Source organism: Microcoleus sp. B3-D7, from assembly GCF_036705305.1.
Taxonomy (GTDB): domain Bacteria; phylum Cyanobacteriota; class Cyanobacteriia; order Cyanobacteriales; family Microcoleaceae; genus Microcoleus.
The window spans coordinates 47,635-71,791 of sequence record NZ_JAUBUE010000036.1 but is presented as its reverse complement, the minus strand read 5'-3'; the positions used below and the strand labels follow the sequence as shown (position 1 = coordinate 71,791).

General features: G+C 42.7%; 17 protein-coding genes and 3 pseudogenes. 6 read left to right on the top strand and 14 right to left on the bottom strand.

Going from position 1 to position 24,157, the window contains the following annotated elements; genetic code table 11:
• Positions 1-80 precede the first annotated feature (80 nt).
• Positions 81-692, top strand: a pseudogene (locus tag QUB25_RS21655) (Uma2 family endonuclease); the annotation flags it as partial.
• Positions 693-828: 136 nt separating this feature from the next.
• On the opposite strand, the gene QUB25_RS21650 reads toward QUB25_RS21655, so the two are convergent.
• From QUB25_RS21650 to QUB25_RS21630, 5 genes and pseudogenes are all read right to left on the bottom strand, one after another.
• Entirely contained in the window at positions 829-2,004 is a 1,176-nt protein-coding gene (locus QUB25_RS21650; protein ID WP_333185940.1) for an AI-2E family transporter, read from the bottom strand.
• 172 nt (positions 2,005-2,176) lie between these two features.
• Positions 2,177-2,362 (bottom strand): annotated as a pseudogene (locus QUB25_RS21645) (Uma2 family endonuclease); the annotation flags it as partial.
• Between the two features lie 36 nt (positions 2,363-2,398).
• Positions 2,399-3,470 (bottom strand): IS630 family transposase gene (locus tag QUB25_RS21640; protein WP_333185938.1). Its coding sequence is split into 2 segments (ribosomal slippage): positions 2,399-3,055 and positions 3,057-3,470, totalling 1,071 coding nucleotides; the frame shifts between segments, so codons are not numbered across the junction.
• 64 nt (positions 3,471-3,534) lie between these two features.
• A complete protein-coding gene (locus tag QUB25_RS21635; protein ID WP_333185936.1) occupies positions 3,535-3,972 on the bottom strand; it encodes a Uma2 family endonuclease in 438 nt (145 codons plus the stop codon).
• Positions 3,973-4,077: 105 nt separating this feature from the next.
• Entirely contained in the window at positions 4,078-4,266 is a 189-nt protein-coding gene (locus tag QUB25_RS21630) for a hypothetical protein (RefSeq protein WP_333185933.1), read from the bottom strand.
• Between the two features lie 214 nt (positions 4,267-4,480).
• Here QUB25_RS21630 and QUB25_RS21625 point away from each other — a divergent pair, with 214 nt between their 5' ends.
• Together QUB25_RS21625 and QUB25_RS21620 are read left to right on the top strand one after the other, a co-directional pair.
• Positions 4,481-5,815 (top strand): class I SAM-dependent methyltransferase, encoded by a 1,335-nt coding sequence (locus tag QUB25_RS21625; protein WP_333185930.1) that lies wholly within the window; start codon positions 4,481-4,483, stop codon positions 5,813-5,815.
• 99 nt (positions 5,816-5,914) lie between these two features.
• Positions 5,915-6,142 (top strand): annotated as a pseudogene (locus QUB25_RS21620) (prepilin-type N-terminal cleavage/methylation domain-containing protein); the annotation flags it as partial.
• Between the two features lie 68 nt (positions 6,143-6,210).
• On the opposite strand, the gene QUB25_RS21615 reads toward QUB25_RS21620, so the two are convergent.
• The 3 genes from QUB25_RS21615 to QUB25_RS21605 all read right to left on the bottom strand — a co-directional run bounded on the left by QUB25_RS21615 (position 6,211) and on the right by QUB25_RS21605 (position 6,863).
• A complete protein-coding gene (locus tag QUB25_RS21615) occupies positions 6,211-6,351 on the bottom strand; it encodes a hypothetical protein (RefSeq protein ID WP_333185928.1) in 141 nt (46 codons plus the stop codon).
• 123 nt (positions 6,352-6,474) lie between these two features.
• A complete protein-coding gene (locus tag QUB25_RS21610) occupies positions 6,475-6,597 on the bottom strand; it encodes a hypothetical protein (protein ID WP_333185924.1) in 123 nt (40 codons plus the stop codon).
• A gap of 77 nt (positions 6,598-6,674) precedes the next feature.
• Positions 6,675-6,863 carry a hypothetical protein gene (locus QUB25_RS21605; protein WP_333185921.1) on the bottom strand — a complete coding sequence of 63 codons (189 nt, stop codon included), beginning with the start codon at positions 6,861-6,863 and terminating at the stop codon, positions 6,675-6,677.
• 126 nt (positions 6,864-6,989) lie between these two features.
• Here QUB25_RS21605 and QUB25_RS21600 point away from each other — a divergent pair, with 126 nt between their 5' ends.
• The 3 genes from QUB25_RS21600 (at position 6,990) to QUB25_RS21590 (ending at position 11,304) form a co-directional block, all read left to right on the top strand.
• Positions 6,990-8,309: a class I SAM-dependent methyltransferase gene (locus QUB25_RS21600; protein ID WP_333185918.1), complete on the top strand. Its 1,320-nt coding sequence runs from the start codon at positions 6,990-6,992 to the stop codon at positions 8,307-8,309.
• Between the two features lie 113 nt (positions 8,310-8,422).
• Positions 8,423-8,950, top strand: a complete 528-nt coding sequence (locus QUB25_RS21595) for a type IV pilin-like G/H family protein (protein WP_333185915.1) — start codon at positions 8,423-8,425, stop codon at positions 8,948-8,950.
• 107 nt (positions 8,951-9,057) lie between these two features.
• Positions 9,058-11,304, top strand: coding sequence for an O-linked N-acetylglucosamine transferase family protein (locus QUB25_RS21590; protein ID WP_333185913.1), 2,247 nt, complete (start codon positions 9,058-9,060; stop codon positions 11,302-11,304).
• Between the two features lie 76 nt (positions 11,305-11,380).
• Here the strand turns inward: QUB25_RS21590 and QUB25_RS21585 are convergent, their stop codons facing one another.
• The 6 genes from QUB25_RS21585 to QUB25_RS21560 all read right to left on the bottom strand — a co-directional run bounded on the left by QUB25_RS21585 (position 11,381) and on the right by QUB25_RS21560 (position 24,081).
• Positions 11,381-13,102 (bottom strand): FkbM family methyltransferase, encoded by a 1,722-nt coding sequence (locus QUB25_RS21585; protein ID WP_333185911.1) that lies wholly within the window; start codon positions 13,100-13,102, stop codon positions 11,381-11,383.
• A gap of 39 nt (positions 13,103-13,141) precedes the next feature.
• The gene (locus QUB25_RS21580; RefSeq protein WP_333185908.1) at positions 13,142-19,963 is read right to left on the bottom strand and encodes an FkbM family methyltransferase; all 6,822 of its coding nucleotides are present in this window, start codon (positions 19,961-19,963) and stop codon (positions 13,142-13,144) included.
• 122 nt (positions 19,964-20,085) lie between these two features.
• Positions 20,086-20,478 carry a tetratricopeptide repeat protein gene (locus QUB25_RS21575; RefSeq protein ID WP_333185905.1) on the bottom strand — a complete coding sequence of 131 codons (393 nt, stop codon included), beginning with the start codon at positions 20,476-20,478 and terminating at the stop codon, positions 20,086-20,088.
• Between the two features lie 423 nt (positions 20,479-20,901).
• A complete protein-coding gene (locus tag QUB25_RS21570) occupies positions 20,902-21,513 on the bottom strand; it encodes a Uma2 family endonuclease (protein ID WP_333185902.1) in 612 nt (203 codons plus the stop codon).
• Positions 21,514-21,628: 115 nt separating this feature from the next.
• Positions 21,629-22,405 (bottom strand): Uma2 family endonuclease, encoded by a 777-nt coding sequence (locus tag QUB25_RS21565; RefSeq protein WP_333185900.1) that lies wholly within the window; start codon positions 22,403-22,405, stop codon positions 21,629-21,631.
• 185 nt (positions 22,406-22,590) lie between these two features.
• Complete coding sequence (locus QUB25_RS21560; RefSeq protein ID WP_333185898.1) at positions 22,591-24,081, bottom strand: MlaD family protein; 1,491 nt, start codon at positions 24,079-24,081, stop codon at positions 22,591-22,593.
• Between the last annotated feature and the right edge of the window lie 76 nt (positions 24,082-24,157).

Here is a 24,157-nt window from a genome sequence, read left to right as displayed (position 1 = left end):
CATCGTTTTTTTTACGGTTTTACTAGCTTTTTCATTTTAGCTATTTTTTCAGGGATTTGCAAAACTGAGATGCACCCGTTATGACTCAAGCGATATTAAAACTAGTCACCTTGGATGAATTTATTGACTGGTATCCTGAAAATTCTGTCAATCGTTACGAAATGCACAATGGAACTATTGTTGAGATGCCTCAAGCAACCGGAGAACATTCAGAAGTAGCAGGCTTCCTTTTCGCTGAACTCAACTTTGAAATCAGATGACTAGGGCTTCCTTACTTCGTTCCCAAAGAATGCGTTGTCAAAGCTGATAACGAGCTATCGGGTTACGAACCGGATGCGATCGTTTTGGACAGGCAAGGGACGGACAGCGAACCGATATGGAAAAAGGAATCTATCATTACAATGGGTAGTTCTGTCCGGCTAATTGCCGAAGTTGTCAGTACCAATTGGCGGGATGATTATGGCTACAAATTGGTTTACTACGAAGCTTTGGGCATTTCTGAATAATGGATTGCGGACTATTTGGTAGGTGGCGGGCGACGTTATATTGGCAATCCTAAACCACCTACTTTTTCTGTTTACCAGTTGGTTGACGGTAAGTATCAAGTCTGTCAGTTTAGAGGGGACGAGCGGGTTTTTTCGCCCACATTTGGGCAGTTGAATTTGACGGTTAAACAGATTTTTAGCGCTGGCACAGATACGGTAGAAAATGGGAGGCTTGAAGATAGTTATTTGAGGGTGTTCGTACCACATTTTTCCTCAGTTGGTAGTGAATACTTCTGTCCTATAACTGGGAATTAATCAGAACTGAAGTCATTCTGAATTTTAACTATAGATTTTCAGGAGCCTCATTTTCAGCATGATCGGGGATGTCTGGTTTCTGTTCTGGTAAATATTTTTCTGGCAAGCTTTCGGCTATTCCTATAGATTCATGTTTTTCCTGGATAGCAGAATCGATTGCTGCTAAGGTTTTAGGACTGGCACTCCACTGGTTTAGAATATCTTTAATGAGGGCTTCCCTAATCCAAACTTGAGCTACAACGGTGAGGGGGAGAGCTAGCAATAAGCCTAAAAATCCAAAGAAGGTGGCGAAGAATACTTGAGCTATTAATGTTACTGCTGGCAGCAGTGATACTTGCTGTGCCATGACGTAAGGGGTGAGGAGGTTGCTTTCAAATTGTTGAATTAGAAAGTAGAGGATCAGCACAAAACCGGATTTTAACGGCGAGTCTAAAAGTGCGATCGTCACTGGAGGAATCACGCTCAAACCAGGACCGATATTGGGTATTAGGTTCAGCAAGCCGGCTAAAACAGCGTGAGCTAGAGCTAGGGGAACCTGCAATACTGACAAACCAATTAAACTCAGGAAAGTGATGACGCTCATGCTAATTAAAGCACCGATTACCCATCGACCGAGCGCTATTTCGCATTCATCTAAGATGCCATCGATTCGCCGCCGATAAAAAGAGGGGAAAAGTTGTATAAATGCTTTGCGGTAAGAGAGAGGTTCTGCTAATGTCATCAATGTCAAAACTATGACGAGCAAAAAGCTGAGAATAACACCTAATGTGTTGCCTACAAAAGCTCCTGCACCGCCGACGAGTTGGTTGAATAGGGGTTGTAGCTGTTGGATAATATCGTTAATATCAAGATTCGGCAGTCGCTGACCCATTTGTCCAGAAAAGCGAGCTTCAATCTGATCGATCCACTCATTTAATTTTGCTATTCCTTGAGGGGCTCTTTGGGTAAGTTGTTGAAACTGTTGGGCAAAGGGTGGTACAATGATTAGGAATAATCCTACGAAGATGAGGACTAGGAAACTAACTGATAACAGTACGGCGATCGATCTTTTGAGTCCGAATTTTTGCAAGTAGCGTGCTAGTCTGTTTAAGGCTGTGGCTAAGACGACGGCGGCAAACAGCAGCAGTAGGGCCTGCCTGATTTGCCACAGGATGTAACAAGATGCGATGAGGGCTAATAAGCCCATCCACTGTCCTAGCTTCATTAGATTTTAGATTTTAGATTTTAGATTGAGGAATAGGGTATGAGGAATTACTGCTGGCTAATTGCTCTGCAGCCGAGAAGCGATGAATCGCATCTCTATAAGATACCTTAGATGCGGGCGATCGCCTCTTTAATCAGATACCTTTAGTCGGACATTAGCATAAGCAGCCTCCTCAATTCCCTTTTGCGAACACCTGCTGCGCTGTCAGCTTCAATTCTGGGAAAGTTGGGGACTCCATACCCTCGCCCCCTCTGAAGAGTTTGACTTGGTATTCCCCGTCCATTACTTGGTAAACCGAAAAGGTTGGTTGCTTGGGGTGGCCGATGAATGGTCTGCCGCCCAATCCTAGATAGTCTATAGCAATCCTAAATGATTTTCTAGACCTAGAGCAATCCTAATTAATTTTTTCCGTGCAATTATATTTATGTATTTTGGGGAAATCAAATTTATGTTCGTTAGTAAAAAATTCAAACAAAAATTTTACAATCTTAAAAGACCTACATAAATACCAATATTTTCTTAAAAAGTTTTTAGCCTGTAACCAAATATCTTCAACGGGATTTTGTTGGGGAGCATTTGGAGCAAATAAAATACAAGTAATTGACCACTCATCAGGCTCTTTGTCACCATTTACTTCTAATAAAAAATCTCTAAATTCGCCATATTTATGATAACTGGCTCCATCCCAAATCAAGATAATCTTGCGATTTTTATATTTATCTTGTAAGTATTTTATAAATTTAACTGTTGATTTTCCATCCCCAGGTGGATGGCTCTGAACATGGAATTCTTTGTTTTGATAATTGAGTGCGTCAAAATAAGTTTGTCTATCTTTTTCATTGGTAATTGGGACTTCAATTCTGATTTTTGATTGACCCCAAACATAACCAGTCAGATCGCCATGAAGTAGATGACATTCATCTATCAATAATACTATTATTTGCCCGGATTCTATGCCCGCCTTGTTTTTGAATAAAATATTGTTAATTTCTTCCGTCTTTTTTTTAACCAGTTCTTCATCAAATTTAGGATTGATTTTTTGAGTTTTTTTTCCAACTAACTTTCGCCCGACCAAAAAGTTCATAGTAACTCTGTTTTGATTTATAGCTCACACCAAACTCTCGCTCTACATAAGTAACCAGCTCATCTAAATTCCAATATTCTTTGTTCTTTAGCCACTCAATTACTTCAGTCTTTTGTAGAGCTGTTAAATACCCTTTTGACCCTTTATGCCCTAGTTTGATTCCTTCGATGCCTTTGGTTTGAAATTGTTTTTTCCAATGACCAACAAAAAATTCACTTACACCGAGAATTTTGCTAATCTCATGGTAGAACTTGCCTTCGACAGCCATCCTTACAGCTATTGCTCGTTTAAGTTCTCTTGCATCGATATCACTTTTAATGAAAGATTCTAATTGAGTTATTTCCTTTTCCATATCTTTGAGGGGCAGTTTTAAGTTATTCATCTTTTTATTCACGATCGAGTATTGCATATAATTGTATCATGGTCTTGATAATCATTTAGGATTGCTATATAATCCAATATTCCTGAATACCCATTGACTCATATGCCTCCAGCTTTAGGGCATAATCATCCCCCCAATTAGTGCTAGTTACCTCGACGATTAGGGGGACTGATGAACCCATTGTGATAATTGATGATTTTTCCCATCGCCGCTCGTTCCCAATGGTTTGTTCGTTAAGTACAATAATATCTGGTTCATATCCCGATTCCTCGCGCATGGGTTTGATGACGCATTCTTTGGGGATGAAGTAGGGCAAATTGAGACGCTCAATCTCTATTCCGACTTTCAGTGCGGTAAAACCGGCCACTTTAGAATGTTTACCTGTTGCTTTTGGCATTTCAAAAATTTCTCCATTGTGCAGTTCGTAGCGGTGTTCTGAGTTTTCAGGATACCAGTCCATGAATTCATCGAATGTTACTAATTCAGGTATGATTTGAATCATGGTGAATGCCTCAACTTGGGTTTTGATAAGCTGTACGGGGAATTAATATTTTGGCAAAAACACAGTCTTTAGACCCAGTAGCGATCGCACTTTTTGATTGCGTCTCTACTGCTGCTGTTGGCGCGATCGCCAGCCGAGGATAGCAGTTAAGATGATACTGAGGGTAAAGACGGCGATTAGGGCGTTGAGGTCGGTAGAGGGTATCGATAAGCTAGGCCCTGCGTACTTGATGGCGAGGGAAAGGGCGGCGGAGAGGGTAAATACTTTGAGGATGGGGCTGACGTTGGTGTTCATGGAAGGGGTGGTTGGTTGTATAATTTGTTTTTGCGCGGGGGCTGGAAATATTGACCCTCACTATTATGCCCAGTCCCTGCCGTTGTGCCGCGTGGGCTTTGGGCAAAAGTGCGATCGCAACTACCTTTCGGGCGCCGCGTAGATTAAGATACCTTCTCATCCTAAAATTAACGTATGTCACAGCGCAATTTGTTAGTAGCGGGAGCAATGTAGAATGAACAACCAAAAATCTGACATCGTAGAAAAAATTCGCCAGCAATTTAACAGCGCTCCTTACCCGAGAATCCCACTCGAAAAATCTCCTAAAGATAACTACCAGCTTCTCTATATTCATAACCTTATAACACCTTACTATTTAAGAAATCAAACAGTTATTGAAACTGAAGGAAAAATTATTTTAGATGCAGGCTGTGGCACCGGTTATAAATCCTTGACTTTAGCAGAAGCAAATCCCGGCGCTAAAATAGTTGGTATTGACTTATCAGAAGAAGCGGTTAAGTTAGCCCGTCACCGTCTCGAATATCATGGGATTGAGAATGCAGAGTTTCATGTGCTTTCAATTGAAGATTTGCCTAAATTAGGATTAGAGTATGACTATATTAATAGTGACGAAGTTCTTTATTTACTGCCAGATATAAAGGCGGGATTGAAAATACTTAAGTCTGTGCTAAAATATCAGGGAATAATTCGTGCTAATTTCCATAGTTCGCTACAGAGGTTTGCCTATTTTTGGGCTCAGGAAGTTTTCAAAATGATGGGATTGATGGACGAAAATCCCCGAGAGTTAGAAATGGAATTAGCCCGAGAAATTATGACCGCTTTGAAAGATGATGTCCTTCTCAAGAAACTCACCTGGAAGCCCGATGCCGCCCAGAGTGAAGAGTGGATGCTAATGAATTATTTATTTCAAGGCGATAAAGGCTACACTATCCCTGAAATGTTTTCGGCACTGCAAGCCGCTGATTTAGAGTTGGTCAGTATGGTGAATTGGCGGCAATGGAACTTGCTCGATCTTTTCAAAGAGCAAGACAATTTACCTGCTTTTCTAGCCATGAGCCTGCCAGAAATTTCTACAGAAGAGGGGCTGCATTTATGTGAATTGTTACATCCCGTCAACCGTTTAATTGACTTTTGGTGCGCTCATCCCGATAGGGCACAGCCCTTTGTGCCGGTTGCTGAATGGACTTTATCTGAATGGCAGGATGCGCGGGTACACCTGCATCCTCAGCTAAAAACTCCCCAGGCGAGAGCAGACTTGATCCAATGCATCACTAGCCAACAACCCTTCGAGATTAGCCGTTATGTCACTTTGCCCGCTTTAGTACCTATTTTCCTAGAAAGTAATATGGCTGCTTGCTTGCTACCGCTTTGGGAGGGCGCTTGTCCTGGGAAGTCCCTTGTGGATCGCTGGTTAAAGCTCAAACCCCTGCATCCCGTTACTCTAGAGCCTGTCACAGAACAGGCAGCTTGGGAGGAAGTTAAAGAAGTCTTGAGTAGGCTGGAAGCGTTTCTTTACTTGCTTTTGGAGCGTTCACCCGGCCCTAGCTAAGTTTTTTTAGCACAGGGTGATATGAGAAGGAACGAAAGTGAGTAAGTTACCTTCAGGAGTTAGAAATCAAGCATCTCACGCCTCAAGGAGAAACAAACCATGAAAACTGAATTAAAAGCCAAGTTCCTGCAACACCTCAATCAAAGAAGATAAGATAAAGGTTTTACGCTGATTGAACTGTTGGTAGTTATCATCATTATCGGTATTGTTTCGGCTATTGCTTTGCCTGCATTCCTCAACCAAGCAAACAAAGCCAAGCAATCTGAAGCCAAGCAGTATATCGCCTCGCTCGACAAGGGTCAGCCGGCTTACTATGCTGAGATGGGAGTCAAGGGTGATATCACGAAGTTCTGTTCCAATACTGGAATTTGTGTGGTTCCAGATTCTGCTATTGCTTAGTGATTTTCCGCATTCAGCTTAATTGGATATTGAATCTGTGGCAAAATATCGCTCCACTGGCTTCGATTAAGGTTTTCCAATAAAATAATTTCCGGTTCTGCGTTAATATCTAAATCTTCTTCCATCAAAAGATTCATCACAATCCCTCAGACAATTAAACTTGCATTTAACTCGGATTTTTCTAAAGTTTCGCTCACATCTATTAAAAGAGCTAGGAAATCGCGATCGGGATGATTTACCAGACTCCTAATAATTAGTTCTCACTCTAAATAAAGAGATTCTTCGGGTTGGTTCCAATCAGGAAAAATCAGCAAATTTAAGGGTTTCAGATTTAAGGTGGCTAGATCCATGTGATTGTCTGTCTCATCTATATTGCTGGGCATCGAGGGATTTTGGTGTGAGTTTTCGATCGCCCCTGGCTTAATTTAACTCGTCTTTGGGCGCGATCGCCCTCCATCCCCTATCTTGGCTGTTGGCGCGATCGCCAGCCGAGGATGGCAGCTAAGATGATACTGGGGGTAAAGACGGCGATTAGGGCGTTGAGGTCGGTAGAGGGTATGGATAAGCTAGGCCCTGCGTACTTGATGACCAGGGAAAGCGCGCCGGAAAGGGTGAATACTTTGAGGATGGGGCTGATGTTGGTGTTCATGAAGCTGGTAGTGGGTTGGGCGATCAGTTTTCAGACTATTATTGCAAGTATGTGTTGCGTGTGGGCGGGCGATCGGCTATTTTCTGAGATACTAGGATAATTTGCCAGCGTTGAGCGTAATTGAAAATGGATCACCAAAATTTAGAGTTAATAGAAAATATTCGCCAGCAATTTGACAATACTCCTTATCCCAGAATCCCGCTGGAACAATCTCCAAAAGACAACAGTGAATTGCTCTACCTTCATAATTTTGTAACTGCTTACTACTTCAGAAATAGAATAGTTATTAATACAGAAGGTAAAGTTATCCTAGATGCGGGATGCGGCACCGGTTATAAATCCTTAGTGTTAGCTCTAGCCAATCCGGGAGCAAAAATAGTAGGCATCGATTTATCAGAAGAATCTGTAAAACTAGCTGAGAAACGTTTACAGTATCATGGGGTGGGTAATGCAGAATTTTATGCTGTGAAGATAGAAGATTTGCTAAGTTTAGGGTTAGAGTTTGACTATATCAATGCTGACGAAGTTCTGTATCTATTGCCCGCTCCTATTGCTGGGTTGCAAGCGATGAAGTCAGTTCTCGCTCCCGATGGCATTATCCGCACCAACCTTCACAGTTCAAATGGTAGAGCCGGAGTATTTCGCGCTCAAGCTGTTTTCAAAACAATGGGATTAATGAATGGATCTCCCGGAGAAGTGGAGATAGAAATAGTCCGGGAAACAATGGAAGCATTACAAGATGAAGTAGGGCTTAAGGCATTCACCTGGAATTCCGATCGCGCGCAGAATGAGGCATGGATTATGGCTAACTATTTATTAGTGGGTGATAAAGGTTGTACCATTCCTGAAGTGTTTGCAATGTTGAGAGGTGCTGATTTAGAGTTTATCAGTATGGTGGCTTGGCACAGGTGGGAGTTGATGGATTTGTTCAAAGATCCAGATGATTTGCCTCCGTTTTTGGCGATGAGTCTGCCAGAAGCTTCTCTGGAAGAGCGACTGCATTTATTTGACTTGTTACATCCCCTGCACCGTTTATTTGATTTCTGGTGTGGGCATCCAAATCGAACTCAGGCTTTTGTGCCAGTTGGGGAATGGACGGAAGCTCAATGGCGGGAAGCACGGGTACACCTGCACCCTCAACTGAGGACTTCCCAGATCAGGGAAGACTTGAGTAATTGCATTGACAGCCAGACGCCGTTTGAGATTAGCCGTTATATTATTGTGCCAACTCTAGCGCCGGTGGCGATCGAGAGTACAATGGCTGCTTGTTTGCTACCTCTTTGGGATAGGCCGCAGTCTGTGGTGTCCCTAGTAGAACAGTGGCTCCAAATCGGCTCGCAGATCAGTGTTAACCTAGAGTCTGTTAGTGATGAGACTGCCTTTGAGGTAGTCAAGGAACTGTTGATTAGGCTGGAAGTCTTTCTGTATGTGCTTTTGGAGCCTTAGAGCCAGGAGTTGAAAAAAAAAATAGTTTGGGGTGATATTAAAGCGCCGATAACTGGGTAAGTTACAGATAAGAGTTAGAAATCGAGCATCCCACCCCTCAAGGAGAAAGACTTATGAAGACTGAATTTAAAGCCAAGTTCCTGCAACACATCAACAAAAGAAGACAGGATCAAGGGTTCACCCTGATTGAACTGCTGGTTGTTATCATCATTATCGGTATTTTGTCTGCTATTGCTTTGCCTTCCTTCCTCAGCCAAGCTAACAAAGCCAAGCAGACAGAAGCTAAGCAGTATGTCAGTTCCATTAACAAGGGAATGCAAGCTTACTACGCAGAAAACACCAAGTTTACAACAGATGTCAACTTGTTGGGTCTTGGTCTCAAAACTGAGACCACTAACTATGGATACGCCATTGGCGCTACAGGTGCGAACGGAGTAACTTCAGCAGCAACTCCTAATGCGGCTACTTTAGCTTCGCTGAAGGGATATGGGGGAGCTGTAGCAGTGACTGCGCCCGATGCTTCAGGGGCTTCAGGCACACAGACAATCCTTTGTGAAACGACCGGTCCTGGTGCACCTGTTGCTATTACTCTTGCTGGTAGCGGTACTGTTTGTAACGGTATGACGCTAGTTACTAAGTAACAGCTTAGTACACAAGCATTGCTTGTGAAAAAGTACGAAAGAGCGGGTTAGCGTTATGTGCTGCCCGCTTTAGTGTAGATAGAAAACTGCTTTTATTGGCTGAGTTTATGAGTGATGACAATTTCTTAGCGCTGGCGCCCGATTGGCAGGAGAAAGCCGAGCAACTCCTGCTTAAAGAAAATTACGCTCAGGCAGCTCTACTTTACGAAGAGGCAATTGCAGAGCAACCAAGCCAGAAGTCTTACTACTGGCACTTAGGATTGATATTGCTGTTGCAAGAAAAAGAAGCAGAAGCTCAAACAACTTGGCTCCTGGCAATGGCTGAGGGTGAATCTGAAGAAATTGAATTCTGGACAGCAGAACTTTTGGAAGTCCTGGAAGCTGAGGCTGAACGACAACGGTTGGAGTTGACAAATTATGAAGTAGCTTGGGCGATTAGGCAGCACATCCGAGAAATCCATCCAGGGGATATTAATAACCTCTTGCATTCGGTGGGACTTTCCATGGTGCGGAAAACTTACACAGGTGAAGAATCAGACGCTTTGGGCGCGATTATCAAACTTCTGAAGTCAGAGCCTGCTATAGCAGTGGACTCAGACCTGCTGCTGCAAGTATGGAAGAGCGTTTTAGATTTTGCTCCATTCCACCCTTCATCATTTGAATTTACAGAAGCTTGTTTTAAATACGTTGAAAAACCTCTACCTGTTATTGAAAATTTACTTTTATTTGCCTATGACATCGCATATTCAGGAAAGCAATTTCACTTAGCGACCCGCTATGTGGAACTCGCCTTGCAGTTAGAAGCTAAACACCAAGAAGTTTTGCGTGCCCTGGCGGGTTTTTACCAAGATATCGGGAATTTTTCTAAGGGGATAGAAACTGCTAAGCTTTGCTACTCAGTGATGGAACGGTTGGTAGATAAAATTTTTGCTAATCACGTGCTGCTGCGCGGGCTGATGCTGGCTGGTGGTCATTGGGAAGATGCTTGGTCAGCGTTTGAGGCACACAAATTAATGATGGGGGCGCTCATTGAGGAATATCCAACCAATCTCGATTCAACTGCTGCGATTCGCTTGATGAGTTCGTTATTTTTCTTTCCTTACTTTGAAGATCTGCCTCAAGAAGCCGGGAGAATTCGCATCCAAATTGGTAATCTTTTTCAAGAAAATGTTGAAAATTATGCCAAGCCTGTAGTGGAGAAGTGTCGCCAGCGCTCGTTGCCCCTGCTTCAGGGAGGCAATCAAAAAAGACGTTATAAAGTTGGTTATTTATCTTATTGCTTACGTAGCCATTCTGTAGGATGGCTGGCTCGGTCGTTGTTTGAACATCACGACCGCGAGCGCTTTGAAATATGTGCTTATCTACTTGGCTCAAAACTGACAAATGATCCCATTCAGCAATGGTATATTAGCAAATCTGACAAAGCTTGTAAACTAGGTATCTCTGGTATGGAAGCTGCTGAAAAGATTTACGAAGACGAAATAGATATATTGATCGATCTCGATAGCATTACGATGAATACTAGCTGTGAGGTAATGGCAATTAAGCCCGCCCCTGTACAAGTTAGTTGGCTGGGGTGGGATGCTTCTGGCGTACCAAATGTTGATTACTATATTGCAGATAATTACGTTTTACCGGACTCAGCACAGGATTACTACGCGGAAAAAATATGGCGATTGCCTGAAACTTATGTAGCAGTAGATGGTTTTGAAGTGGGAGTGCCGACGGTTCGACGCGATTCGCTAGATATTCCTAGCGATGCAGTCATATACTACTGCAGTCAGATGGGATACAAGTACAATCCCAACACAGCTCGCCTGCAAATGCAAATTATTAAAGCAGTCCCGAATAGCTACTTTGTAACTAAATGGTTTGCTGAGCAAGAATCGCTAAAAAACTTTTTTATTCAGATTGCCGAATCAGAGGGCGTGAGTGCGGATAGCTTGCGATTTTTGCCTCCATCCGCTTCAGAAGCCGTTCACCGAGCGAATTTAGGGATTGCTGATGTTGTACTCGATACTTATCCCTACAATGGAGCAACTACTACTCTAGAAACTCTCTGGATGTGCATTCCTCTGGTGACACGGGTGGGCGAGCAGTTTTCAGCTCGCAACAGTTACGGGATGATGATGAATGCAGGTATAACTGAGGGGATTTCATGGACAGATGAAGAATATGTAGAGTGGGGAATTCGGTTAGGAAAAGATGCCCTTTTACGGCAGAAAATATCTTGGAAATTGCGACAGTCTAGACAAACTGCTCCGCTGTGGAATGGCAAGCAATTTACGCGAGAGATAGAAAAAGCTTACGAGAAGATGTGGCAGAGATATGTTGAAAACTATCAGCAGGAGTAAAGCTCTTTTGTAGAAAAAATATACAATTCCGAGTATCCCAATGCAAAATCAACGCTGTACAATCCACGTTCAAATTTCAATGGCGCTGTTGCTTCAAGGGAATATCTTCAACTAAAAGGAGATTGTTCAACTCTTGTCGGGAAGCAATAAATACTGAGCGAACCAATGTTTCCGATGAAGATAAAGTCCAATCAATAGGAAACTGTTCGTGGTTAGGTTGAGTTATAGGCATATAAACGAACTCGAAGTATTGCTTTAGTTGATTGTACACCCACTTTCTAGTAGGTCGGCATCCATTACCTGATATAGCTTGCGATGGATAATCTGCTACTTCGTTGCAAAAATTGATAGCTTCTTCTTCGCCAAACGAGACGGACGTCTCTAGCAGCAGCATCTTTTGGCAACTGCGAGCCATAAACTCGATAGCTTGAGTGGGTGTTTGCAAGTGATACAGCAACCCGTAGCAGTAAACAATGTCAAATTGCTGATTTATTTTTAAATCGGGAGTCTCTAAATCTAGTTGTATTGTCTCAATATCGGGATAACGCGATCTAAGTATTTCCAAGTTTTGCGGTCTACCTTCTGCGGCAACTACTTTACAGCTTCGATCCCGAAAAAAGCTTGTATGATCGCCAATTCCTGCTCCAAGTTCGAGTACAGTTTTCCCTACAATATCTAATCCTAAGCTTGCTAAATGTTCTAATCTTCTCTGGTTGTGTCGCAGATATTCATCGCAGTGGAACACCTTCATAGGATCGATATGTAGTTCCTGCTGGTATTTAGCGGTAACATCAGCTTTACTGGAGATGAGAGAGTCAATATCATAACCATCAATATAATCTAAAATTCGGGAAACTGCAGGGAGAGAAGTTATTCCTATGTTGACTAGCTGCGGGAATTGAGCCAGGCTTTCGACGATGTTGTTAGCGAAGTTATAGTTGCGATTGCTGCCATAGTGGAAAGTTAAATACTCTAATAATTCCAGAGTATAGTCAGGGAAATTGAGAAGATCAGCAATGCAAGCTAATTTTAGAATTCTCTCTGGTGTTTTTAGATTGTTTTCCAAGCTGTCTTCTATCAGATCCCGAAAGTAAAAAGCCTCTCCGTATAATAACTGTCCAGCGCGAACTGTTGAACAAATGGGAGATATGCTCCGCAAGCGATAAGCTTTATCTAAATCAAACAAAGTAAATCCTTGTTCCCTGAGATAAATATCAACGTCAGCAAATAAAGGCTGATTTTTATAGAGGTGTGAAAACCCGACTTCAGCGTGCACAGCAAGAATAGATTTTCCCAAGATTTGAGAAGCACCTTGTAATACTTGTAATTCGGCGCCCTGAACGTCAATTTGCAAAAAGTCGATTTCCTCAATGCCTTCACTTTGACAAAACTCATCTAATGTAGTTGTTTCTATCCCCACATAAAAATCTAAGTTGACTAATTCTGACAACCCTGAAAACCGCCCAAGATAAGATTCATTAGGCGGGTACAGAGAGCTGCACATGGGATGCTTAGTTACATAAAGGGTAGATTCGCCTACAGAATTTGCTAGGGCTAGAGGAATATGTTTTTCTGTCCAATTTATTGGTTGAGATTCTAGAGCAGTATTGCTAGCCTCACAAGCATCAGCATCAGCATCAAATCCATAAATAGTCAGATGTGGTGCAAATATTTCCCAGCCTTTCTGACTATAATCATCTTCACTACTGGTAATTTTGCGAGAGCCAACGTTACAAACTGTCATGTGAATCCGATCTAAATGACCGCTTCTTTTTAAACTAGGGAGAAATAATGACATAGCCTAAATTTTCCTGGCTTTCTTAATTGAAATGTACTTTTAAGATTGAGAAATGAGATATATTTTGCTCTCGGGAACAGCGATAACATTTAGGTTTCCCTCCAACTCGTCAGATGAGTTTATAGGAATTAGTTCCTGGGCGTAAGGTTGATAGCGAAAGAGTTTATACCCTTTGCTTTTAAGATAGTCAGCAACAGGTAAATTACTGCCTTTGCTCAAAGCGATATTTTCATAGAGGATGATAGGAAAAAATTCCGATAATATTTTTTCGCTACCTATTAAAACTGACATTTCGTGTCCTTCTGCATCTATTTTAAGGTAATCAACTCGCTTGACGTTTTCCTGCTCAACTAAACTGTCCAAAGTAAAACACGGGACTTCTTCAAAGGAAGCAAGTTGCACTGGTTCTTCCACATCGCCAGTAACAATTTCGTTTAATTCGCTAGCTGTGTAAAGCTGCAATCGTGCTTTACCAATGCGATCGCTAGCAGCTCCCGCACATATTTGTACCCAATTTAACTCATTAATTCTACAGGTTTCTTCTAAGCAGCGCAAGCAAGCTGAAAAAGGTTCAACTGCTAGTACACGACCTCTAGATCCCACCCGTCGGGCAGCAGTAAAGGTATAGACCCCCACATTTGCGCCAACATCTATAACTGTCATGCCCGGTTTGAGGGAATTCCGCCAAAATTCCATTTCCTGTTCAAACCAATCTCCCTCTGCAAGCAGGACGGCTGTTACAATACTCCGAAAGCTAGGCTCAACGGCTAATAATAGCTCCTTTTCAACAGGCAGGTAAGTGATAGAAGAATTTACTCCTAACGTAGTCCATTTCCAATCAGGAGAAGTAGGCTCTTTTTTATTAAATTCACGTGCCTCATTTAGCCAGTAGCTAGCTGAATCTCTATCCTGTCGATCTCGATAAGCGAGATAGAGAGCTTGAAAAATCTGCGGTGACTCTGGTGCTAGCTGCTTGGCTTGGTGCAGGTATAAAAGTCCTTCCATTAAATAGTTAACCATGCACGAAACTCCTAGTTTAAACTTGATGGAACTCGAATCTGGTAAAATCCTCTCTGCTAGATTCAGTAGTCGGAGTCCACCTGCTCCATAAAATACAAGGTGAGTTCGACATAGCACCTCGCTTAAAAGGAAAAATGCCTGAGTATAAGCATCTCTGGCTTGAAGTAAATGTGTCAATTGCTCAGGCAGAGTATTAACCAAACTGTTGCGCGGTGAAGGTAGGTAAACCAGTGCAGAGGGGAGCTTCTCTGTGGTACTGTAAACATTGGGGACGGTGTTGATAAAAGCAGGAAAAGCAAGTTCTATAGCTTGTGGCATTTCTCCAGTCATCGTCAAGAGGAGAGCTAAATGAGCTATACAGAGAGGACAGCTATCTTGCTCTATTCCTTGGTTTAAGGCTTCTAAAGCCATATTGAGATAGAGTTGGCGCTCTGATAAGTCCTCAGACTGTTCTGCTACGATCAAAGCTAATACTGCAACGTTGTTTAAGTCTGTGCTAGAGGTAGGTTCTTCCCAGCAGGTGCTTTCAAGGATTGTCGTTACACGAGCTAGAGAATTTGCATCCAGATTAGGGCAATTATGATAAACATAGTCCGTATATCTATCCTTCAAGTCACGAGAAGAATCCATCGATATAGCCTCTACTTGCTCGCGGCTGATCTCGCAATTTTCTTCAGGATAGAGGGGGAGGGCGAGTGCTTTAGTATGAGCAATCGCCTGTATATTTTCGCGTTCCAGAGAGATGCGAGCCTGCACTCGAGACAACAAAGCTTTCCATTGTAATTCACTCAGCGTTCCAAGAATAGTAATTTCGGGCGCCGTGCTAATATTAGTATCCTCATTCATCAGAAGACTCATCACTGCGCCCGAAACAACTAAATCTGCATCAATTTCTGAAGCTTCAGTCAGATTACTGGTATCAATTAAGAGATTGAGGTTGTTACTATCTGAGTGGGTTATTACCTTCCCTATTGCCTCTTCTATTTGGGAAAAGATAGTTTCTTGTGCCTGCTCCCAGTCAGGGAAAATAATGAAATTAATATCTCTAAGTTTAAGAGGCAATAGGCTAGCCTGAATCAAAGCATAACTGACTTGTTTGCTCATTTTTGACCAGGAAAAATTTTTCGCTTGCTCAATTCCGGCAGCTATCAAACCTTCGCGCACTTCTGGCTTTTGAATGTTAATAAGTGCGATCGTCATTGCTTCAACATCATCATCCTTAACATATAAAGCTGCCTCTCCCCCCACTTCAGGTATAGAAGCATTGGGACAAGTAATCACTGGACATCCGCAAGCCATTGCTTCTAAAATCGGCAAGCCAAAGCCTTCATACTGGGACGGATAAACCAGCGCAACAGCACCCGAAAAAGCTGCTTTTAACTCTTCATCGCTGAGGGGAAGCTTATGCACTGTACGCCCTGAAGTGTAAGGCTCATACTCATCCTTGGTTAAAGCGCTGTGAGCTGTACAGACAATATCAAATTCTGGTTGATTGGGCAGTTGTGCGAAAGCTTGCAAGAATAAGGGTGCATTTTTATGACCGCCGGCCGCGCCCACCATCATAAAGTATGGCTTTGAGAGACCGTATTTGATTTTAAAACGATTAATTTCTTCTAAGCTGCTGGGTGTGAAATTACTCGAAACTCCGTTATAAGCTACGGTTACCCAATCTGAGGAGATATTTGGAAAAAATTTTAGTAAGTCAGAAGCAGTATTGTTTGAAACTGCAATGTAAGCTGATGCGTGGCGAAGCCCGCTATGCTTCTCTCGCCACATTGGTTCTTCAAGATTTACCCCAAAAACTTCTGGCATCATGTCATGCACAAGGCACACAGAAGGTGTTGATAGTGGCGTTGTGTAGTAAGTTGAGATAAATAAGTCAGCTTCCAGTTCGTCGCAGACTTGCTGGAGCATTTCGCGATCGCTATCAGTCTTCTCATAGTCGTAAGCAGGAACCGGGCAATACGCAATGCCAGGAATTTTTGGTGCCGTTCCGGCGCGATCGAGGACAATAATATGTTTGGCAAAATCCTGCGCCACCCACTCTTCTAAGAGCGAGCGCCACACGCGAGCAATTCCCGTATTGTAAAGCTGAAAAAACACACCATCAACAATAATCCTTGGGGTTACTTTTTGCCGCACTTTTTGTCTTAACAACTCCTCTGGCTGAACGAACCTCCATACATTATTATCTTTGTCACGTTGTGCTATTGGTGCTACACCAAAAAACTCAGCCTTATCAACCATTGTGCCATCTTGCACCCAGGACAAATAATTGCCCAAACGCACAGGCCACTTAGTTTCTAATTGCAGCGTACTCCATTCATATACTGCATTTTTATAACCGTAGTATAGTTCTTTAAATCGCAGTTGTTCTAGCGTCACATAAGCAAAGTGTTGAAATACCAAACCCTGCTTTTCAGTTTCTTCATGCAGAAAAGGGTTGACTGCGGCAACATCGCGACACTCACTATTTGGCAATGCTTCAACTAATCTTGGGGGTTCGTGAGAGAGCCAAAATGCTCCCGGCTTAAATCTCCAAGTACGCAACCAATCTTGTTGAGGATTCTGAGCATAACAATTGCGAGTGCTAATAACCAGATTTTCTCCAACAAAATACCAGCACCAGTAGAAAGCTGCTGTTTTTTCTGGATGATTGATAAACATCTGCCGCGCAGTACAAATTTGTTCCGCTGTCCAGAGTTCATCTGCATCCACCTGCCACAGCAAGCATTCCTCTTTAATATTTTCCAGCGGTGCATTTACCATTTCACGCTTTCCATCCCAAAAAATACCTTCTGGCTTGCGATAAACAGTAATATTTTTTGGATATAGCCGTGCTATTTCATCTATATACTCTGATGTACCATCCTTGCTGCGACCCCGGCAATGGAGTTCATCAGTAATTTTTCCCCCCAAGCTAAGCATCCAAGCACTATCGTGTTTTTGCTCCGCTACTCCCTCAATAATATGCCAATGCCATTTAAAAGGTAGTTGCTGCAAAACGTCTATGTGGTAGTGGATAAAAGGTTCACCGTTGAGAACTATTGTAAAAAAATGAATAGGCATATAATTTGGCAAAATCGGTTCGCTATCCCAGGGGTCAAATGGAATTAATTTTTCCGCAGACAAGTGCGGACGAAAGAAAAATTTGCCTTTTTCGTTGAGCATACAAGCTGCAAAGGAAAATGAGCTATTTGAAATTGCTGTGAGATCGCACTGGCTCAATAAATAAAAATCTGGATAAAATTCGGCTTCCGGTAACTCCAAACCTAACTCTTTGGTCGTGATGGGATTATACTCCTCAAAATCACTTAAAACTTTTTCCGGTTCATCGCTGGCAATAAATAGTATTGGTTCGTCGAGGGTTTCCCACAGACCTTTGAGCCATTCCTTGTACCATTCGCTCGGTGCTATAAAAAAATCTTCGTAGCCGTAGTCTCCCCGCCGCAAGTGCAAACCGACGATGGTTTTGCCGCGCGATCGCAGACGAGCGATCGCTTCCTTCATTTTCGTTTCTATTTCCCGTACAGGTTTGAACAGGGAGCGGAAATACTCTTGGTGGGGTTTGTAATACTTTGTGTGATATTGATAATAACCCCAAAAATTCACATTTTTAAAGATTTCTTTCGCATTAGGGATGCTAGCTGCAGACAATTTATTTGTGGGTTCGGTAACTACGGGTAACTCTTGAGAAATGGGCGAATCATTGCAACCAAAGAGATATTGACCAATCCAAGCTGGCGTCTCTACTTTCAAGTTATGTTCTTTGGCATAGATTTTCAAGAATGCATACTGAAATATTTGATTGGCAAACCGTCCGTTTCTGCCAAGCGTGGACATTGTAATTACCGGCTTTTTCACATAAAACGCATCGCCCCAAGATGGATGGAACGGTGTTGTCGTTGCTACGCGATCGAAACCGCACATCTCCAGAAAATCATCGATTTCGTCAATTAAAGCGCAGCCTTCATAGAGTTCTTCATAATTAACTTCCGTGTTTATTGCTTCTATGTATCTGAGAACATTCGTTGCTCCCTGTAAAGCCAACAACTCTGCACCTTGAATATCAATATTTAAGATATTAAAATCGGCGGGATCAATTTGAAGTTCTTCTAGAAGTGTATCCAGAGTTCTCGACTCCACAACTACACGGTCAACTTCCTTGATTTCTGGATAAAACTTTTGATGCTCCTTCAATGGTAAGATCGAGCTGCTTTGATCCATAGAAGTTAGATACAATGTGCTTGTGCCGTTGATGTTGCTAACTGCACAATTCACCGCTAGCACGTGAGGAAAACCCGCTATATTCGTTTTCAAACGTTCAAACACAGCAGGGTTGGCTTCAACAAACAGTACCCTTTGCACCCCCATTTCTCGGTATCTTGCAATTTCTTTGCCTTCGTGTGCCCCTATGTGAATAATGCCGCGCGGTGCAACAGAATGTTTTCCGCAAAGCTGCTGCAACTCGAGCAGATTTGGTGCTTGACTAAAAATCAAAGCTGTGAACCTCTCGTTCACCGCTAAAAAGTTGCTATACTCGTAATTCTCATATTCTGGTAAAAACTCGGGTAAGGGTTGTAAAGCATTGGGCAGTATTTTAAAGATTGTATAACGAAATTTTTGTAAATGCTCGAAGACTTGTTTTAATGTGATGTTGGCATCAACAAATGTTCCGCCATACTCAAACTGAATATAATCTACTTTGCCTTTTTGCAAGAGGTTACTTGCTCCGCGAAGAACTTCTAGTTCGCCGCCCTCTGTATCAATTTTTAAGAAATTAATTCGCTTTATAGCCCTTGTTTGGACATAATTATCAAGGGTAGCTGTTAAAATTTCAAAGGGCTTAGGCGACTGAATATTATATTGTTTTTCGATTTCAAATCGGCGGTGAAATGTACTCCATGCTGAAAATTTCTCGTAGTAATAAAATTCCCTGATTTCCTGTTGGTGTGCTATTGCCAAGTTGTTTAACACGAGTTGACCTGTTTTAATCGGTTCAGCCAGGTTTTGTAGAAGTGTTTGATATATTGGCGGTGCTGGCTCAAACAAATGGATTTGAACGTCGGGGCATATGTTTAATACTTGATTTGTCCAGCTACCTATGTTTGCGCCAATATCGAAAACCACATTACCGGCAGCAATAAAATTTTCTAGAATTTTTAATTCATAGTTATTGATAGACTCTCCCTTATTAATATTATTAGCAGACACGCCAGTGCTTTGATGATGTTGTTCCGGCTTCCCGGTGCCTGTATTGCCTAAACTTGTGTTCAAATTTTGGCTATACTGAACAATTAGTTCTTTTGCCTGCGCCGGAACAGCAATAATAACATCATCAATAATTACAATATGCCTGCTGTTTTTTCCGGAATTCAAGAAATTTAATACTGCGCTAATATCCGACCATTGTTGAGGTGAATGGGGCTGCGGTGGAGGAGATAAAAACAATCGGGCATCATCAATAAAAATAAAGTGGTCGCAGTCGGAGCGGTTGATTATTTCGATTTCTGCGAGTAAGGGACACTCATCGGTTTCTCCATAGGTTGGCCCTCCGCTCCAATGAGCGTCTAGCCAGAATAAACTTGGGCTTTCAAGTTGTGATACTGTATTATCAAGAAGGTTTCTGGTATCACCGTACAAAAAGTCTATGTTTTTGATATGACCGTATTTTTCGGTAACTTTTTGATAAAGGTCTTGAGAATACTCTATTGTAAAAACTTGTTCAAATACTTGGCTTGCCCAGTATGCTGTATGACCTTGATAGGTTCCTGTTTCAATAAAATTATTAATCCCGTAAGCTGCTTTTAGTTGGGAGATTATTTCTATTGGTGGTCCCATGCGTACTATGCCCATATTCAATCCTTCGTTTTGTGAAATTAAGTCGGGTATTTAAATTAGGAAGCTACATACAATTTAAGGATTTTCAATCTATCTTACAAACAAAATTGACCGATCGCCTACTATTTCCCCTTCGCCTGCCGCAACAGCGCCTTATAATCACCTCTGTCAGGATTTAGCTTCACCAACTTCTCCAAAGGCTCGATCGCCCCCACCTGATTATTCATCTGCAACCGCACATTTGCCAATCCCTCCAGAGCCGTCTGATTCTGCGGTTCCCGCTGCAAAACCGTCTCATATCCCCGTTCCTGCGCCGCCAGCAAAGATTCCTGAGAAACAGCCACAGGCGTCTGCTTTTGCTGGTGCTGGCTGCTCAAACCGCTGCTGAACAGACTAAAAATACCAAAAATCGCAGAACCACCAAACGAAACCATTGATACTAACGCAAAAATCTGCTTAATTCGATCGCCCTTATTAACTGGACGAGGGCTAGATTTTTTCTGTGTGCTTTCCATTGCTAACTCTTGGCCTCGCTGTTTTCCAGGCACTCAAGAAGCGCCTATATCTAGATTGCCCAAGTTCGATCGCAAAACGATCGCCCTTGGCCATTTAAAATTTGAAACCCATCCTAGCCCAATACACAAAACCTGAGATTGGTCAAGGACATTTAGGTGACAATAACACGCGGGCGATCAAATTAGTGAAGCGCGATCGCACCCTGACTTTTTAGCCGTTACTCTCAGGGAATTCGCCAAACCGAGTTCGGTAACGCGCTAGCAAAGATGCGAGTTCAGCAGCACGCTGGGGTTCGGCTTCTAGTGCTGAGGGTAATTCATCAGGAAGCAGTAATTTTTATCCATTATCTTTCAGATAAAAACAGATGAGTTTTCGACCTATTTCTAAACGCCGTTGCAGCACTTCACGGCGACTTTTAGTAATTAATTGATAGCTATATTCCTGTTGGTAGTATTGAGATCGATCGCCCTTTGGAATTCCTTAATTGCCTCAACATGACTCGGCATATTAACACACCTGACGAGTAAACCAATATCGAGTTCTGGGAGCAATTGGGAACTCGCAATCTCTTCGTATCCTTGCTCTCTGAGAGCATAGAGAGACAGTCGGCTGTTTTCCCAAAACCCGACTTCAGGGATTTGCAGCCGTTTGTAAGCCTCTAGCTTATCAATTCCGCCGCTAGTGACGACAACTTCGATCGCTAAATCGGGACGTTCTCTCTCAGTACCCAATTCGTAAGACTTGTCGGCTTCACACTTCACCAGTCGCGATTCATTTTCTAATGTCAGAGACTCCGTAGGGGTGAAATCGATCCCTGCCGCCATCATGTAAGTTTCTACCAATGCACCGATACGTCCCTTCGCTGTTTCGTGTTTTCTTCCAGGCATTTTCTGAATCTCCAGTATCCCATCTAAAAATGACAGCCGAACCCCTGGAATATCCAGCATCGGTTCTAAGGTTTTGAATTGTTCCCACGTTAACCCTGGAAATAGCAACGGCCGATCTAATTTTTCTTCTAATGTTGTTGCAGTCATCCCCATCGCTCCTTAATTGTGGTTATTTTAAATATCAAACTTCCTTGCTGACTTGATTGTGCAATCAAAATGGGATTGGATTAAGGGCCGAAAGGTCGATCGACCTCCCACACCTTCAAATGCCATCAGGATTGACGCCCTGACTTCTCAAGTATGCCATTCGTCGATCGACCCTCTGGCGTTCCTCTTCGGCCCTGTGGCGTTCCTCTTCGGCGCGCTGGCGTTCCTCTTCGACCCGTTCGGCACCCCACAGCAGCAAATTGCCATTCTCATCCCACCAGCGCAACCAATAACCGGTTCTCTGAGATTTTTCACCTTCCCAAACCCCCAGAAATAAACCCATTGATTCTATCCATAATCGCTGATTAGCATCCGGTTCTTGCAGTTCGTCCTCTCCCGATATCGAGAGTCTGTACACTTCCAATACTCCCGATTTTGGTTCAAAAATTACATAAATTGGTATCTGCAAAATTCGCTCATAAAACCGCCATTTTTCGTAAGGATATGTCGGTTTATTTGAATATTCACTACCGTCAGTATCCGATAAAAATTCCATCACTACAGCAGGTACTTCTCCCTCAGCATTGGGCGTATAACTACGGCGAACTTCTCCTGGTTCTGCTGGCAATACCGAGGGAACGAACACCCAATCTGGTGCTTTTACTACTGTTTTGTCGTTAACTTTGGCACCTAGTCCAAAATTGGAAGCTATTAGCATTGAAGCTAGGATAAATCCTGCCATATCCAAGGCTTCTCGCAGGGCGGCGGCTAAAAGTGGTTGGTCGATGTTTTCCACAGGATCGTCGGGTAATTTAAAGTCATCTGGCAATTTTTCCCAAGTTACAGTATACTGGGTTTTGGTTGCGTCCGGTTTCGACAAAGTTTCCGTCATTGGTTTTCCTTGTTTAGATTGAAATAGTTTTTTGTTAATAGGATTTGGACAATAACTTTAATCTCTGGTGCGAAAAACACATTATTAACTAGCTGTAATCTTGGTGGTTATTGCCCAGATTACTAACTATCGGAAGTCGCGAATATTGTTTTGCAATAATTGCGGTTATTCAATGATACCCTGTTTTAATGGGTATTTGCGGGAGCAACTTGTTCTGATGACCTTGCAGTTTGAGAAGGTATAACAGGCAATTTTGGCTGTTTTTGCAAGCTGGGAAATCCCGGCTTTACTGCTTGATTTCTGGCAATTGTACTCTCATTTACTTTCTCAGAAAGAGGAGCTAATGTTTGAGTCACTTTCACTTGCTGTCGCAGTTGTTCTGTCGAACCCAATAAGCCTCCCAATCCGTTAAACAGCCTGCGAATGTTGTTGCGGAAAGCCGGATCTCCTGTCAAATCATCCACGTCGGAAGTAATTTTCTGCACGTTCTGAAATGTAGCTCGTGCAGAATCTAGAGTTTGCTGCAATAATAGCAAAGTGGCGGGATTGTTTACCTGGCTGGATAAATCTCGCAAATTACCAGAAGCTTGGGCAGCATTCGCTGATAAAACTTCTAAATTGTTCAGCAATTGTCCTTGGTTGATGCGATTAATTGTTGGACTCAAACTGCTGACAGCTACCCGCAGTTCCTGACTGCTTTGATTGATGTTATTCAGAGTAGAGACTAAACTGGCACGGTTTGTTGTTACTAAAGAATTGAGTTGGTTGGCTGTTAATGTAACTTGATTTGCTGCTTGAGTTACTGAATTAGCAGAATTTATCGCAGCGGCAGATACGGCTTTTGTGGAAGTGTCCGCCGTAGCTGCTACTTTAGAAATATCAGTGGCGACTCCGGATATTTCTGCTTTTAGCGATTGATTTAAATTGCTGGCTTCTCCCTTTAATGATTGATTTAAACTGCTGGCTTCTCCCTTTAACGATTGATTTAAACTTGCTATTTCGGTTTTTACAGATTGATTTAAGCTCCCAATGTCTCGCCTTACATCTTGATTCAAAGTTTTTATTTCGGCTTGGGCAGTTTGAGTTAAATTCGATAAATCTTGAGTGAGTTTAGCTGCACCTTTAGCTGTGTTGGCTGTATTTTCGGCGAGGGATTTAATATTGTTGAACAGCGCGGGGTCGGTGTAGAAATTAGCTAGGCGGACTGTGGATCGAATTAGTTCGTCGATAGTGACTCCAGCTTGACCTTTTAAGCGCGCATTTTGGCAGATTATCTCCGGGGGACAGTCGGCACTAACGGGATTGGCGGTAAGTAACGATTCTGGCAAAATCGAGTTGGGGGTAATGTCGATCGACGATTCGCCAATTAAACCCGATTTATTCGCTTCGATCGTAACATCCCTGGGAATCACTAAAGTACCGGGGGCAATCTCCAGCGTCACGTCTACGCCGTTGGAACCCGGTTTGAGGGCGGTAATTTTACCGACTGCAACCCCGCGATACCTGATGGGCGTGCCTATTTGCATTCCTTGGGCGCTGCCAAATTCTACGGCGAATTTGTAGCTGCGGTTCCCTAGCTGCACGCCCCGCAGCCAGAGCACTAAGCCGCCAAATAAACCGATTCCTACTAAAATTAAGAACCCGACAGAACCTTCTCTTACAGTTCGCGATCGCATATTACCTCCTTAGTCATTGGTCATTGGTTATTAGTCATTCATCATCGGTCATTTCAATCTAAAATCTAAAATCTAA

Bases quoted from the DNA above. Each gene is read 5' to 3' on its own strand.
- QUB25_RS21650 (WP_333185940.1), bottom strand. From the start codon at position 2,004: ATGAAGCTAGGACAGTGGATGGGCTTATTAGCCCTCATCGCATCTTGT.
- QUB25_RS21635 (WP_333185936.1), bottom strand. From the start codon at position 3,972: ATGATTCAAATCATACCTGAATTAGTAACATTCGATGAATTCATGGAC.
- QUB25_RS21630 (WP_333185933.1), bottom strand. From the start codon at position 4,266: ATGAACACCAACGTCAGCCCCATCCTCAAAGTATTTACCCTCTCCGCC.
- QUB25_RS21625 (WP_333185930.1), top strand. From the start codon at position 4,481: ATGAACAACCAAAAATCTGACATCGTAGAAAAAATTCGCCAGCAATTT.
- QUB25_RS21615 (WP_333185928.1), bottom strand. From the start codon at position 6,351: ATGAATCTTTTGATGGAAGAAGATTTAGATATTAACGCAGAACCGGAA.
- QUB25_RS21610 (WP_333185924.1), bottom strand. From the start codon at position 6,597: ATGCCCAGCAATATAGATGAGACAGACAATCACATGGATCTAGCCACC.
- QUB25_RS21605 (WP_333185921.1), bottom strand. From the start codon at position 6,863: ATGAACACCAACATCAGCCCCATCCTCAAAGTATTCACCCTTTCCGGC.
- QUB25_RS21600 (WP_333185918.1), top strand. From the start codon at position 6,990: ATGGATCACCAAAATTTAGAGTTAATAGAAAATATTCGCCAGCAATTT.
- QUB25_RS21595 (WP_333185915.1), top strand. From the start codon at position 8,423: ATGAAGACTGAATTTAAAGCCAAGTTCCTGCAACACATCAACAAAAGA.
- QUB25_RS21590 (WP_333185913.1), top strand. From the start codon at position 9,058: ATGAGTGATGACAATTTCTTAGCGCTGGCGCCCGATTGGCAGGAGAAA.
- QUB25_RS21585 (WP_333185911.1), bottom strand. From the start codon at position 13,102: ATGTCATTATTTCTCCCTAGTTTAAAAAGAAGCGGTCATTTAGATCGG.
- QUB25_RS21580 (WP_333185908.1), bottom strand. From the start codon at position 19,963: ATGGGACCACCAATAGAAATAATCTCCCAACTAAAAGCAGCTTACGGG.
- QUB25_RS21575 (WP_333185905.1), bottom strand. From the start codon at position 20,478: ATGGAAAGCACACAGAAAAAATCTAGCCCTCGTCCAGTTAATAAGGGC.
- QUB25_RS21570 (WP_333185902.1), bottom strand. From the start codon at position 21,513: ATGACTGCAACAACATTAGAAGAAAAATTAGATCGGCCGTTGCTATTT.
- QUB25_RS21565 (WP_333185900.1), bottom strand. From the start codon at position 22,405: ATGACGGAAACTTTGTCGAAACCGGACGCAACCAAAACCCAGTATACT.
- QUB25_RS21560 (WP_333185898.1), bottom strand. From the start codon at position 24,081: ATGCGATCGCGAACTGTAAGAGAAGGTTCTGTCGGGTTCTTAATTTTA.